This is a genomic window from Enterococcus sp. DIV1094, from assembly GCF_017316305.2.
Lineage (GTDB): Bacteria > Bacillota > Bacilli > Lactobacillales > Enterococcaceae > Enterococcus_B > Enterococcus_B mangumiae.
The window spans coordinates 2,770,108-2,783,864 of the sequence record NZ_CP147250.1 but is presented as its reverse complement, the minus strand read 5'-3'; the positions used below and the strand labels follow the sequence as shown (position 1 = coordinate 2,783,864).

12 protein-coding genes are annotated in these 13,757 nt (G+C 40.3%); 8 read left to right on the top strand and 4 right to left on the bottom strand.

Going from position 1 to position 13,757, the window contains the following annotated elements:
- Positions 1-10: 10 nt before the first annotated feature.
- From DOK79_RS13195 to DOK79_RS13160, 8 genes are all read left to right on the top strand, one after another.
- Positions 11-979, top strand: a complete 969-nt coding sequence (locus DOK79_RS13195; protein WP_206854159.1) for a cation diffusion facilitator family transporter — start codon at positions 11-13, stop codon at positions 977-979.
- 245 nt (positions 980-1,224) lie between these two features.
- Positions 1,225-2,004 carry an AzlC family ABC transporter permease gene (locus DOK79_RS13190; protein ID WP_206854156.1) on the top strand — a complete coding sequence of 260 codons (780 nt, stop codon included), beginning with the start codon at positions 1,225-1,227 and terminating at the stop codon, positions 2,002-2,004.
- Complete coding sequence (locus DOK79_RS13185) at positions 1,997-2,314, top strand: AzlD domain-containing protein (protein WP_206854153.1); 318 nt, start codon at positions 1,997-1,999, stop codon at positions 2,312-2,314. The genes DOK79_RS13190 and DOK79_RS13185 overlap by 8 nt, the downstream gene beginning before the upstream one ends.
- Positions 2,315-2,443: 129 nt before the next feature.
- Positions 2,444-4,036, top strand: coding sequence for an oligosaccharide flippase family protein (locus DOK79_RS13180; protein ID WP_206854150.1), 1,593 nt, complete (start codon positions 2,444-2,446; stop codon positions 4,034-4,036).
- A 252-nt stretch (positions 4,037-4,288) separates the two neighbouring features.
- The gene (locus DOK79_RS13175; protein WP_206854148.1) at positions 4,289-5,137 is read left to right on the top strand and encodes a DegV family protein; all 849 of its coding nucleotides are present in this window, start codon (positions 4,289-4,291) and stop codon (positions 5,135-5,137) included.
- Positions 5,138-5,288: 151 nt separating this feature from the next.
- Positions 5,289-5,768, top strand: coding sequence for a DUF6530 family protein (locus DOK79_RS13170; protein ID WP_010735448.1), 480 nt, complete (start codon positions 5,289-5,291; stop codon positions 5,766-5,768).
- Between the two features lie 21 nt (positions 5,769-5,789).
- Positions 5,790-8,012 carry an AAA family ATPase gene (locus DOK79_RS13165; protein ID WP_206854146.1) on the top strand — a complete coding sequence of 741 codons (2,223 nt, stop codon included), beginning with the start codon at positions 5,790-5,792 and terminating at the stop codon, positions 8,010-8,012.
- Positions 8,013-8,189: 177 nt separating this feature from the next.
- Complete coding sequence (locus tag DOK79_RS13160) at positions 8,190-9,830, top strand: glycoside hydrolase family 13 protein (protein ID WP_206854144.1); 1,641 nt, start codon at positions 8,190-8,192, stop codon at positions 9,828-9,830.
- Positions 9,831-9,917: 87 nt separating this feature from the next.
- On the opposite strand, the gene DOK79_RS13155 is transcribed toward DOK79_RS13160, so the two are convergent.
- The 4 genes from DOK79_RS13155 to DOK79_RS13140 form a co-directional block, all read right to left on the bottom strand.
- A complete protein-coding gene (locus DOK79_RS13155; RefSeq protein ID WP_206854142.1) occupies positions 9,918-10,466 on the bottom strand; it encodes a TIGR01440 family protein in 549 nt (182 codons plus the stop codon).
- A gap of 16 nt (positions 10,467-10,482) precedes the next feature.
- A complete protein-coding gene (locus tag DOK79_RS13150; RefSeq protein ID WP_206854140.1) occupies positions 10,483-10,980 on the bottom strand; it encodes an ECF transporter S component in 498 nt (165 codons plus the stop codon).
- Between the two features lie 4 nt (positions 10,981-10,984).
- On the bottom strand, positions 10,985-11,776 hold the full coding sequence (locus DOK79_RS13145) for a bifunctional hydroxymethylpyrimidine kinase/phosphomethylpyrimidine kinase (RefSeq protein WP_206854138.1): 792 nt from the start codon (positions 11,774-11,776) through the stop codon (positions 10,985-10,987).
- A gap of 230 nt (positions 11,777-12,006) precedes the next feature.
- Positions 12,007-13,536 carry an AMP-binding protein gene (locus DOK79_RS13140; protein ID WP_206854136.1) on the bottom strand — a complete coding sequence of 510 codons (1,530 nt, stop codon included), beginning with the start codon at positions 13,534-13,536 and terminating at the stop codon, positions 12,007-12,009.
- Between the last annotated feature and the right edge of the window lie 221 nt (positions 13,537-13,757).

The window sequence follows — 13,757 nt, the reverse complement described above, 5'->3', positions numbered from 1 at the left end:
ATGAAAAATCATGGAAAATTTAAAGAAAAGCGGCATGTTTTCAGTACTTGCTGCGTTGGGTGCCAATCTTTTAGTTGCACTTAGCAAGTTCGTCGGTTATGCCATCAGTGGTAGTGCGGCAATGTTGAATGAAAGTATCCATAGTATTGTTGACTGTAGCAATCAAGTGTTGCTTTTAGTGGGCGATAAACGAGCAAATCGTGGCCAGAGTGACTTGCATCAATTTGGCGAAGGACGCGCAAAATACTTTTTTAGTACGATCGTGGCTATGATGTTGTTTTTCGGTGGGGGCGCACTTGGTGTGATGGAAGCTTTCGAAAAGCTGACACATCCCGCCCATGAAGTTGGTAATCCATGGATCGTTATTCTGATCCTCTTATTTGGTTTAGCAGTAGAAGGCAGTTCGTTACGTATCGCCATGAAAGAGATCCGTGAATTAAACACTGAAAATCTTTCAACGATGCGTTTTTTGCGAGAAAGTCGCCACAGCGAGATCTTAGTGATTTTCACAGAAGACCTGTGTGCAGTGATCGGTCTTGTTTTAGCATTAGTTGGTACACTATTGACGATGGTGACAGGGATTGCTGCTTTTGATGCGATCAGTGGTCTATTGATCGGATTTTTATTGATGGGTGCTGCGATTTTTCTTGCAAAAGAATTTTATAGTCTGATCATTGGTGAAAGTGTGACCGCCTCAGATTTGAAAAAAATCAGACGTGCTTTTGAGCGAGGTGAAGTCAATCGAGTCATCGATATCAAAACCGTCCATTTAGGGCCAACCGAAATTTTGGTCGCCGCTAAAATCGATCTTCAAGAGACAGAATACCAAACACATCTGATCATCAATGACATCGAACGGACGATTCGTGAACAATTAAATGATAAAAAAATCTATATTTATATCGAAACGGACAAATATGATCCAAATTATTCTAACATCCCAAGAACGCAAACGAATCACACAAGGACACTCGAATAAATTATAAAAACCTGTGTTATTTTTAACTTTAAAATGATTGTTTGTTAAAAAAAAAATACCTTATACTCATTTAAAATCATCAAAAAAGCAGGGAAAATCCTCTTTTTTGATGATTTTCTTTCATTTTTCTCCCTAAAAATGAGAAAAATATTATGTTGTTTTTCGTTAAAACGGCTACATTTTTATTTATTTGTGTTACAATAAGTCCGCTATTTATTTGTTGTAAATTGAAGGAGATATCGTTAATGAATAAACAGAAACGGGCGCCTTGGCAGCAGTCGTTACATGCGGCATTGCCACTTTGCCTCAGTTATATCCCAGTTGGATTAGCTTGTGGGGTCTTACTACAACAAGTTGGTTTTGATCCACTCTTGGCAGGTTTATTATCCATCTTAGTATTTTCTGGCGGCGCACAATTCTTGGTTGCTTCAATGTTGGCTACACAAGCGCCTCTTTCAACCACACTCTTGATGGTTTTTTTCTTAGAACTACGGTATATTTTGCTAGGATCGAGTCTTTCAGGCTTTATGAAGAAAGAAAAGCGTTCCTTTTTAGCTGTGTTTTCTCAATCATTGAATGATGAAAACTATGCAGTCAATTATCTAAAATATTCAACTGATCCCACTTGGGATAAAAGAAAAGCCTTATATGTCAATTGGTTTTCGATGGGCGCATGGTCGATCAGTAACATGGTCGGAAATCTTTTTGGATCCGTGATTCGGGTGGATACAGACTTGGTCCACTTTGCCTTAACTGCCATGTTTATTTTTATGTTCGTCATGCAAATGAAAAATGCCTTGTTGATTTTCACTGGACTCTTTTCGGGTATATTAAGTGTCATTTTTATGGTTTTATTCCAAAATACTTTTGGGTTGATCGTCGCGACACTGATTGCTTCCTCTGCTGGTTTTGCAGTCGAGCGTGCCTTCAAGAAAGAAAGAGAAAAGAAATCTAGTAAAAAGGAACAGGCTTTGAATGAACCATTGTTCCATTTCCCAGAACAGGAGGTCCAACATCATGACTGAATGGTACTTGTTGTTACTGGTTCTCGGCTTATTTGTCGTTGCCTATATTCCACGAGTTTTTCCAATGCTTTATTTCACACACCGGAAAGTGCCTGCATGGTTTAGTGAGTGGATGAAGTATGTACCAGTCGCTTTATTTGCGGCTTTAGCTTTCAAGGATGTGTTTATCACTCACGAACATTTAGATATCGCTTGGAATATCAAAATCGCAGCTATGATACTGGTCGTAGGTGTAGCCTATAAGACACGCTCAATGGCTTTATCTGTCATCACTGGTCTAGCTTCTGTGTTTTTATTGTCAATGTTATAGAATTTCTTAAGCTTCTCAAAAAAATGGAGAAGCTTATTTTTTTGTTTTCATCAACGAGTTGTCCTTCAAGTTTTTTTTGTTATAATAGGGAAGATGTTTATTCTAAATAGAAATAGTTGAGGTACAGGTATGAATAAGAAATTGATGCAAGGGACATTTTGGCTGACCTTTGCCAATCTACTCTGTAAAGTTTTAGGTGTCGTTTATTTGATTCCTTGGTTAAGTATGATGGGGAACAATCAAGACGGCATGTTAGCAACAACTTTATATAACGTGGGCTATTTACCTTATGGCCTTTTCCTAATGTTAGGTACTGTTGGGTTTCCAAATGCGATTGCAAAGAAAGTCGCTGTGGCAACAAAAAATGACGACGAACAAGCGTGTCGTATCATTTTTCGCAGTACGATCAACATCATGTTCGTGATCGGGATCCTCTCTGCGATCTTGATGTATTTGTTTGCGCCAGCTTTGGCAAAAATCAGTCCCATCTCGAATGTGGATAATGGGATCTTAGCAATCCGTAGTTTATGTCCTTCTTTAGTCGCCATTCCGATTTTAAGTGCGATGCGAGGCTACTTCCAAGGGAAAAACCATCTGCGTCCTTATGGTACTTCATTGATCATCGAGCAAGTGATCCGTGTGATCGTCATCTTAGCTGGTACGTATTATTTACGCGTGCTGACAGATGGGACGATCGTACAAGCGGTCTTGATCAGTACAGTTGCTTCATTCTTTGGAGGGCTTGCTGCTATTGGTCATATGTTTGTTGTCGGACGACAAAACGATTATTTCCGATTAAAGGATTTTTGGATCTCTAGTCGCTATTTCCAAAAAGACAATCGGTCAGCGTCTGTTTCGATCATTCGAGAAACGTTACCGTTTATCTATGTCGGTTCTGTGATTACGATCGTCCAAATGATCGATCAAGTCACGATGAAACCTTTCTTACATCTTTTCAGACCAGAAATTGCGGATCAACAACTTGAATTTTTGTTCAGTCGTGCATCGGTCAATCCAAATAAGTTGACCTTGATCTTGATTTCAATGGTCGGAACAGTCGCAATCAGTAGTTTACCGATCCTAAGTACTTTAGGAAAAAAAGACCGTCTCCAAATTGAAAAAACAGTAGGGGACAGCTTCTCGATTGCTTTGCTGATCTTGTTACCTTCACTCGCAGGGATGTCATTATTGGCAGGTCCATTATATACATTGTTCTTTGGCTATGATCCAGAGAGTGTGGGCTACTTCCAAATGGCGCTATTGGCTTCCTTATTCTTCTCGTTGTTTACGATCTTATCAACGATGCTTCAATCATTGAATCATCATTTGGTCGCAATCAAACTGACGACAGAAGCGATTATCTTAAAAGTGGTCTTCCAAGCAATCGGGCTAGCTTTGTTCGGCGGATATGGCATGAGTTTGTCAAATACATTGGCTTTCGCTTTTGTATTTGTTCGCGGGTATCTTTATTTATCAAAAGAATACCGCATCTCACCATTTGCCAAGATCAGTCAATTTTTCTTGAAGACGTTCCGTTCGACTATGGTGATGTTACTCCTTTGTTGCGTTCTTTTCTTTGTGTTGAGTCTGTCATTATCCATGACTTCAAAAGCGCACGCAGTCGTTTATTGTGTCGTGATCGGCGGCTTTGGCGGTTTGACATTCTTGTTTGCACAATTTGGTAGAAATGCTATGCAAATGGTCAAAAGCTTCAAACGGTAATATATGATTTTAACAAGCACCATTCAATCGATCAATCATCAATATTCCAATAATAAGTCAGGACGTAAGAAAAGATATTTCTAGTCTTGGCTTTTATTTCTTTTAGAAGAGGATGAAAGGTTCAAATCTTTGCATTTTGATAAAAAACATGGGTTCCTTTTTCTATAATCCGGACAAAGGTTCAAATATTTTCTTACTTATGATATAGTATTAAAGACTGGTAAAATTCTTTGAAACGAGGAACTTAAATAAATGAAATTAGCAATCGTAACTGACAGTACAGCTTTCCTGCCAACACGTATCAAGAACCATCCTGACTTATATGTGATCCCCATCCCTGTGATCTTAGATGGCAAGATCTATAACGAAGGCATTGACATTGAAGCAGACGAATATTACGGGCTGTTGAAAAACAGTAAAGATTTCCCTACGACTTCCCAACCTGCAGTAGGTGAAGTTCTAGCACTTTATGAAGAACTAAAGGAAAAAGGATACGATACGATCTTAAGTATCCACTTATCAAGTGGGATCTCTGGGTTCGTCAATACGCTATTTGCGATGAAAGACGACGTCAAAGATATGACGATTGTTCCTTATGATTCTAAAATCACTAGTATGCCCATGGGCCATATGGTAGAATCTGCTTTAGACTTAAATGATAAAGGTTATTCACTTGAAGCTATTTTAGCGCATGTCGATCGAATCAGAGACAATACATATGCCTATTTGATCGTAGATGACTTGAACAACCTTGTCCGTGGTGGACGCTTGACGAATGGCGCAGCACTTATCGGTGGCTTATTGAAAATCAAACCGATCTTGACTTTCTCAGATGGAAAAATCATTTTATTCGAGAAGATCCGTTCCAGCAAAAAAGCTTTTGCACGTGCGGAACAAATCATTGGTAAACGAAATGAAGAGATCAAACCACCGGTCAAATTATATGTGATCCATGCGAATAATCTTGAAGTTGCAGAAGAAGAAAAAGCAAAATTACAAAAACAATATCCGCAAGCAGAAATCGAGATCGGCCACTTTGGTCCTGTTATTGGTAGCCATTTAGGTGAAAAAGCGATCGGTATTGCGATTTCCGCGCAATGATTCTGCCAAAACAAATAATGATAGTAAAGAACAGTTTGAGCACATGTTGCTTAAACTGTTTTTTTGCATTTATAACTGATTTAACTTATACTAGCGTTAAATATCTAGTAGTTTACTAAATTACTAAACGACTAAAAAGGAGTAGAGAAGCATGGAGATCCCAACAAATCTAAAACATAAACCAGTGATCGTGGTAGAAGATTACGACAAAGTAGACGGCAGAAATGCCTTGCATACAGATGCTAAAGGTCTGTCATTAGGATTAGCACAGTGGAATGATCGTGGCAAAGTCGATATTTCCGGAAAAGTGTGGCGTCACACAGGTGAAAAGTGGTCTCGCCAATCAGAAGAATTACCAATTACACGAATCCTTGACTTAGCGATTTTAGTTGCGCAAGGAAGTGTGTATTTTCAAGATGCGTACCGCCACGAGAAATTTTATGATCCTGAAAATCCAGTTGTCGATATCATTGGCTTACAAGGAAATCGGATGACTGTGGAAGTCGATACTAAAAACCCTAAAATCGATGAAGATATCATGTTGTATTATGATGCATTACAAAAAGATGGCGAATTACTTGGTGAACGTTTTCGTATCTTGAAACGTTTGTTAGATGATCTAGGGTATTAATGTCATAAGGAAGTGTTTATCATGGAAAACTTTTCACTCACCGATCAACGTGTGTTTACACCGATCGAAAAACAAATGATCTGGAAAAAACCAGCTAGTCACCAAACAAGTGAAGAAGAACTGCGCATTGCCACTGAGATCAAAGCAAACTGGCATGATCCAGAAATGAAAATCAGTAATGTGCTACTTGAAGGAGATGCTGGCTCTGGGAAAACCCAACTAGCCAAGGCACTCTCTTTTGATCTACAACTGCCTTACACAAAAGTGACTTGTTTTGCAGATATGGATAAATCAGATGTCTTTGGTGCATTATTACCAGTGATCGAATCCGATCAAGAAGACGATCAGGAGTTATTAGCCGCGATTGAGCAAACAGACACACTCGACGCTGTGTTGCGCTTGATCCAGCAACACTATCAAATCGATCAACAGGCTGCTAAAGCAAAGTTAGCTGATTTGGTACAACGGATCGAAGAGCAGCAAGAAAGCGCGGTCCATTATAAATATTATCCGTCTGAGATCGTGCGTGCCATCGAAAAAGGCTATTTATTAGAAATCCAAGAGCCCACGGTGATTCGTGACGCTTCGGTTCTTGTTGCTTTGAACTCTGCCTTAGAAACAAATGGTTTGTTAAACTTACCGACAGGAGTGATCCAACGCCACCCCGACTGTGTCATCGTCATTACGACGAATCGTAATTACCAAGGTAACCGACCGCTGAATGAGTCATTACGAGATCGGATGCAGCATGCTGAGAAAATGGATTTACCAGAGCTTTCAGTCATGGTGGAGCGAGCAATTAGCAAGACGCAAGTCAACGAACCAACACTTTTGTTGAAAATGGCAGAGATCATTCGTCTCTTAGACGAAACAGCGAAAGCAAATGCGATCAAGGGTGTTGCTGGGATGCGTTCTTACTTTTATTGGGTCAATACGATGAAGCAAAACCAAGATATCTTTGCTTCTATTTATCCAAAAGTGTTGTATAAACTAACGACTGATCCAGATGAATTACACATCTTGACGACTGCATTGACGGATAGCGGGCTTTTAGATGAGCTGAGGGAACTGATTCGACAAAAGAAATGGGGCGACGTATCAAAGGAAGTTGCGCCGGTCAAAGGTCGGAGGATCAGTGAAGAAGAAGCGGCAGAGCGCCAAATCGAAACATTGGTAGAAGAAACCGCATCACTGGGTGAAAGCACCGCAAAAGAAGAGGAAGCCGTGCCAGAAGAGACTGCGGAAGAAAAGACACAAGCTGAACCTTTACCCTTAACGGAAGAGCGAAGCAAAGATGTCGAAGGACGTAGCCAACAGCAACTACAATCGGAGGATGAATCAGAAGAGATGTCTGCTTCAGATATGGAAGCTTTGGACAAACAACTGAAACGTGAGCTGAATAAAGAAGCACGTCAACTGATGAAGAACACGATCCATGAAAAAGAGGGATTGATCGTTCATCGTCCTAAGTTCGAAGTAGGAAATCCTGAAGTGGTAGCGATTCGTCGAGAAATCGATCCCGTCGTTGATTCATTGAGTCGCCAAATCCTTGATTTATTGGAAAATGAAGAAAGTGACACCTACCAAAAAGGGAAGTATGAAGGACAGCGGTTCAATGCTAGTCGGATCGCTTATGGTGATCTGCGGCAATTTGATAAAAAAAATCCACCGCATGAACAGCCTTCATTGGCGGTTGGATTACGAATCGATGAGTCTGGTTCGATGGTTCGTGACGATCGGATCTTGGCGGCTAAAAAAGCAGCATTTGCTGTTGCGGCATTTGCGAAACGAGTACGTATTCCTTTGTTGATCTACGGTGATACAGCCGATGCTTCGACAAGAGAAAAAACCTCGATCTTTTCGTACAAAGAATTTTCAGATTCATTTGATTGGTTAGAACAGAAATTGGTAACCATGAAACCAAGGCAAAACAACCGCGATGGTGCAGTTTTACGTTTGATTGCTGGCAAACTAAGTGAACAAACAGCTACAACAAAACTGATCATCAACATCAGCGATGGCCAGCCAAAAGCCTTACCTGATTACACGGGTGTTAAAGCAAAAAATGATATACAAGAAGTATTGACTGAATATGAACGGCAAGGAATCGTTTTTGTTTCTGCCGCAATCGGACAAGATAAGGAAGAGATCAAAGAAATTTATGGCGCAAGTCGGTTCGTGGATATCACTGATTTGACAACGTTCCCTAAACAAATGATTCAATTGATTTCTCGTTATCTATAAATAAATACTAAACGAACATCAAAGATGAGGTATACTATGGTCTTTGATGTTCGCTTTTTTAATTTTTTTCATGTATTATCAGCACTACTCCATCTGATGTTCGCATAAAAAAGTTAACGGTAACAAATATGTAACCGCTTGAAATTAAGCTATAATAAAGAAAAAAGGGGGATAAGTATGAAGCAGACCGAAAAGTGGTGGAAAGAAGCAGTTGGTTATCAGATCTATCCAGCGAGCTTTAAAGATAGTAATAATGATGGGATTGGCGACATCAATGGGATTCGCGAGAAACTAGGCTATTTGAAAGAACTAGGGATCGATTTTATTTGGATCAATCCAATCTACAAATCTCCGTTTGTCGATAACGGTTATGATATCAGTGACTATCAAGCGATCCTCGAGAAGTTTGGCACAATGGATGATTTTGATGCTTTATTAGCAGAAGCGCATCAACTGGGGATCAAGATCATTATGGATCTTGTCATCAATCATAGCTCGGATCAGCATGAATGGTTTATTGAATCCCGCCAGTCGGTCGACAATCCTTACCGTGATTACTACATTTGGGTCGATGGCACACCGGATCAAGCGCCTAATGGCTGGCAATCGATTTTTGGCGGCTCCGCATGGGAATATGATGAACAAACTGGTCAATACTATTTACACATTTTTGCCAAAGAACAACCAGACTTGAACTGGGAAAGTGACAAACTGAAAGACGAACTCTTTACAATGATCCGCTGGTGGTTAGATAAAGGCATCGATGGTTTCCGTTTAGATGCGATCTCTCATGTCAAAAAAGATGAATATTCTGTCGAAGCGACCGAAAATCCTTTTTCTCCTTTTCAAAATGTCTCGGGTATTGAAGATCACTTGACGGAATTAAAAGAGGTCTTTGATGAGTACGATATCATGACTGTGGGAGAAGCAAGTGGTGTTTCGGCAGATGAAGGACCTGAGTGGGTAGGGGATAATGGCTACTTCGATATGATTTTTGAATTTGATCACATCTCGATCTGGAAACATGAAAAAGATGGGGACTTAGATGTATTAGGTTTGAAAAAATCACTAGGCGCTTGGCAGCGGTCATTGGACGGTAAAGGGTGGAATGCTCTTTATATGGAAAATCATGATGTACCAAGGTGTGTGTCAGTCTTCGGTGACACGACCCCAGCATATTGGCAACTGTCTGCTAAAGCGATCGCTATGATGTATTTCTTTCTACAAGGGACACCGTTTATCTATCAGGGACAAGAGATCGGTATGACAAATCTACCATTTTCTTCAATTGAAGAGATCGATGCAGTGGATTCGAAAAGACTTTATCAACAATTACTTGATGAGGGACGATCAGAAGAAGAAGCCTTGGATATCGTCGCAAATACGACCAGAGATAACAGTCGGACACCGATGCAATGGAATGAAGAGTCATATGCTGGCTTTTCTACGGTTGATCCTTGGCTGATCGTCAATCCGAACCACCAAACGATCAATGTCGCTGAGCAAACGAATGATCCACAATCGATTTTCTCTTTTTACAAAGAGATGATTGCGATCCGTCGCGAAAATAAAGGATTGATCTATGGTAGTTTTAACGAGTATCTTACAGAAGATGAACAACTCTTTGTGTATGAACGAGTTCTTGATGAAGAACAATACCTGATCATGGTCAATTTGACCGATGAACCAGCAACGTATTCTTTACCAACAGAAATTGGCACAAACTGGGAAGTATTACTGGAAAATCAACCACGTACAGTATTTGAACTAAGTGGAACATTCGCTCCGTATGAAGCACGTCTTTATCGAAAAAATTAGTGAAGTGAACGTGTGGTAAAAGTGTACAGTCAAAAAAGCCCAAAACCCGAAATTTTTAGAATGATTTCAGGGTTTTGAGCTTTTTTATTATTCGTATTGTGCACGAGGTCCGCCAATGTATTTCGGACGAGACCGTAAAGCAGTCACATGAGCGCTGCCTAGTGTATTCGAGCGAGGTCGGACAGGAACTTGAACATGTTTGACGTGCATGCCGATCGCGGTGTCACCAATATCGATTCCTGCTTGAGCGACAACATGCTCCACTTCGACAGGATCACTGAATTGATCAAATGCTGCAACTGAGCAGGCACCACCCGCGTGAAGTGCAGGAATGACAGAGACGATCTCAAAGTCTTTCTTTTCAGCCACTGAACGTTCGACAACTAACGCCCGGTTCAGGTGTTCACAGCCTTGAACTGCTAATGAAATCCCTAGTGGGTCCAGCTGTTCTTTCAGTGTTTCGATGACCCATTGACCGATTTCTGCATTTGAGTTTTTCCCAATGTGTCCGCCAACGATCTCACTTGTACTACAGCCTAAAACAAATAGATCGCCTGCTTTAAGATTGGCTTCGCTTAGAATATCTGAAACCATTTCCGTTAATTGTTGTTTGAAGCTGTCTTTTGTTACTTCCATTTTTTATTCATCCCTTTTACTTGGTTTTTACCGTTGTTTGTTGCAAAGGCAAGCGCATCAATGCTTTTGTCAGAGGAATCGCAACCACGATACCGACAATGTTTTGGACCAAATTGCTTGGTAATGAAGCGACACCGACTGGCCAGTCATACAACAACCAGCTAGCAAAGAAATAGCCTAAGACCATAATGATCGTACCTAATGTCAAGCCGAAGCCCCAACGCACAGAACCTTTCCCTGCAAAGTAACCGGCAACCCATCCTTGTAAACCATGGATCAATAAAGAGAAGATCGCCCATTGGGGATAACCAGCAAGTAAATCAATAAACAAGCCACTTCCTGCACCAACGATCAAGCCGCCCATCGGACCAAAAAGCGCAGCTGCGGCATAAATACCGACTTCACATAGCGTAACAAATCCATTGGTTCCAGGGATTGGGATCAAGATGACTAAAGAGATCCCGACAGTCAAAGCTGTTAACATCGCATAGATAGCAATTCTTTTCGTATTCATTAATTCATTCCACTCCTTTTCCTTGTGACCAAACACTTCCCGTCTGATCCTTCATCATGACACCGTTCAAGATACAGTCATAGACAAAAGCCTTACTGCGTGCAACAGCCTCTGTCAAAGGATAGCCTAAGACAAGATTAGCAGTAATCGCTGAGGCAAACGTACAACCTGCACCGTTGACGGTTTGTTGTTCTAGTTTTTCCCGTCTAAAAGTAATCGATTCTTTTCCATTGAATAACACATCCAATGCTTCATCCCCGATGATTCCAGTACCGCCTTTGATCACGACGTTTTTCGCACCTAAAGAATGGAGATATTTCGCACAATCCACCATTTGGACAAATGTGTTGACTGGTTGACTATAAAGTAGGGCAGCCTCCTTTAAATTAGGTGTCAAAACATCCGCCAGGGGAAATAGCTCCTGTATCATTTTTTGCATATAGGCTTGATTTAAGGTATCGTTTGTTTCCTTAAATGCAAAGACAGGATCGATCACGATTGGCAGATCTTCAAAATGGGTAAGGAAGTCACGTACAATGTCGATTGCTTCGATTGAATGTAATAACCCGATTTTTATTCCATCTAAATCGGTCATTTGTTTGATCGAATCCAATTGTTTGGCTAACCATTCTGCCGGAATCGTCTCTAAAATAAATGCGCCATCTGAGTCGAGCATGCCGATACAGGTCAATGCACTCATTCCAAAAATATGATGGTTCTCAAATGTCTTTAAATCAGATTGGATCCCACCGCCAGCAAATGGATCCGAGCCGCCGATCGTTAATATTTTTTGCACTTTCATCCCTCCACAAAAAGAGTATACCGTTTTCGAGTTCAAAGAAAAACAGCCAATTGGCAGATTGTTAGGTCAGCCAATTATTTAAATATGATTGTAATTCAAAATTCAAGTTTGAACGAAAGAAGAGGGAAGAAAAACTAACGTCTTTTGAAGTTTAAAAAGCGATCAAACCATAAAAAAGCAAGCACCTTCTTCAATAGAGGAAGGGTGCTTGCTCAAATTGGTCATTAATTATTTGCTTCTTTGAATTCTTTTTCGATTTGCAAACGTTGCACTTTCATCGTTGCGGTTCTTGGAATATCTTCATAGGCACGTAAGATTGGTTTGTTCAATCGTGGTAATTCATGGACTTGGTTCCACCAACGATCCCAATCCATCTCTTGATTAGGTGCTAAAGCGATGATTGGTTGTGGTGAATTATCTTTGTCACGAACGATCACGACTTCAGCTAAAAATTCCAAGGAATCTAATAAGTAGTCTTCGATTGCTAACGTACTGTTGATCGTATCGATCAAATCGACTTGACGATCTTTCAAATGGAGGTGACCTTCATCATCGATACAACCGTAGTCGCCACTATCCCACCAAACACCATACACGTTTTCTTGGAAGCGAGCATCTTCTTTGTAATAAGTCAATGCACGACCTTTTGAGAGTAAATGGATGTGTCCATCTGTGTTAGCAGGTAGTTCATTACCCGCTTCATCAGTGATCCTTGCTTTCGTCAAGTCGCCTAAACCGACACCCATATCACGTGCATCACTAGTTTTTAGGCTTTCTAACGTATGAGCTTTTAAAATCATTGGCCCACATTCACTTTGTCCGTAAACTTGTAAAAAGATCGCATCTTTAGTCGCTGATGTGTGTAGGAAAACTTCCATTGTTTGATTGTTGATTGCATCAAACGTAGAGTGGTAGTAGCGAATCCCAGAAAAAGCTTCTGGATGCTCTCTAGCAGTAAAGCTCCATTGCACGAAATTATTCGGATGTGTCTCTAAAGCAATTGGCGGATTCTCTAATAATAATTTCACTACATGTTCACCTTGAGGATCTGCAATCGGCATCATAGGAAAGCCCATTGCCATCAGTGAAGAAATACCGATGTTGAATCGAGAATGAACAGGTGAGATATGAAAAGCAACTAACTTTTTCTCGGCAATTTTAGTAAATACTGTTTTTTGCCATTTTGTCCGCCAGCCCATCGAATGAGCAGAGTGACAAATCAATTTAGGGATACCAGTCGTACCTGAAGTATGAGTCATATAGGAGATCTCATCGTTATCTAATTTCTTTTGTTCTACAGGAGTGGCTGGTTGCTTGATCAAATCAGCGACAGCTAATTGTTTGCTTTTTGTGCCATTCGTGATTCCTGCCACACGTTCACATGTAACTTCATCGAATAAGAGATAAGGATCTTCCAAGCGATCGACAAATACTTCAAGTGTACTTGTTGGTAAATGGTAAGAAGGCATCACAGGGACAGCACCTAGATAAGACGCAGCGACAGCCATCAAGTACGTGTCAAAAGCAGAACTTTTGTAAATCATGATTTTATCGCCAAGTGATACACCTAAATTCGCAAGTTGATAAGCGCGTGTCAACACTAGCTCATGACATTCCTTGTAAGTGCTTTTAGAACCAAGTTCTGGAAAAGCCACTAAGGTTTGATCGAAAATCATTGGGACATCTGGTGTTCGTTCTGCCGCTTCTTGAAAATTCGTATAAAGATTAAGTGGGGTATAGTCGATTGTTTCCATCTTTCACGCTCCATAAACATATTTGTTAATAAATGTACAAAGTCTTAATTATGATAGCACATCCTTAAACTAAATAACAGAGAAATTTAGTTAGTAAGATAGCCGAATGATTGAAAAACATACGATTAAATTTGGCGTAATCAGCATTAAAAATCTACTGAATATTTTTATATCATCCATAAAATAAGGATAGATATTTTTCTTTCCCCCCATGTAAGATT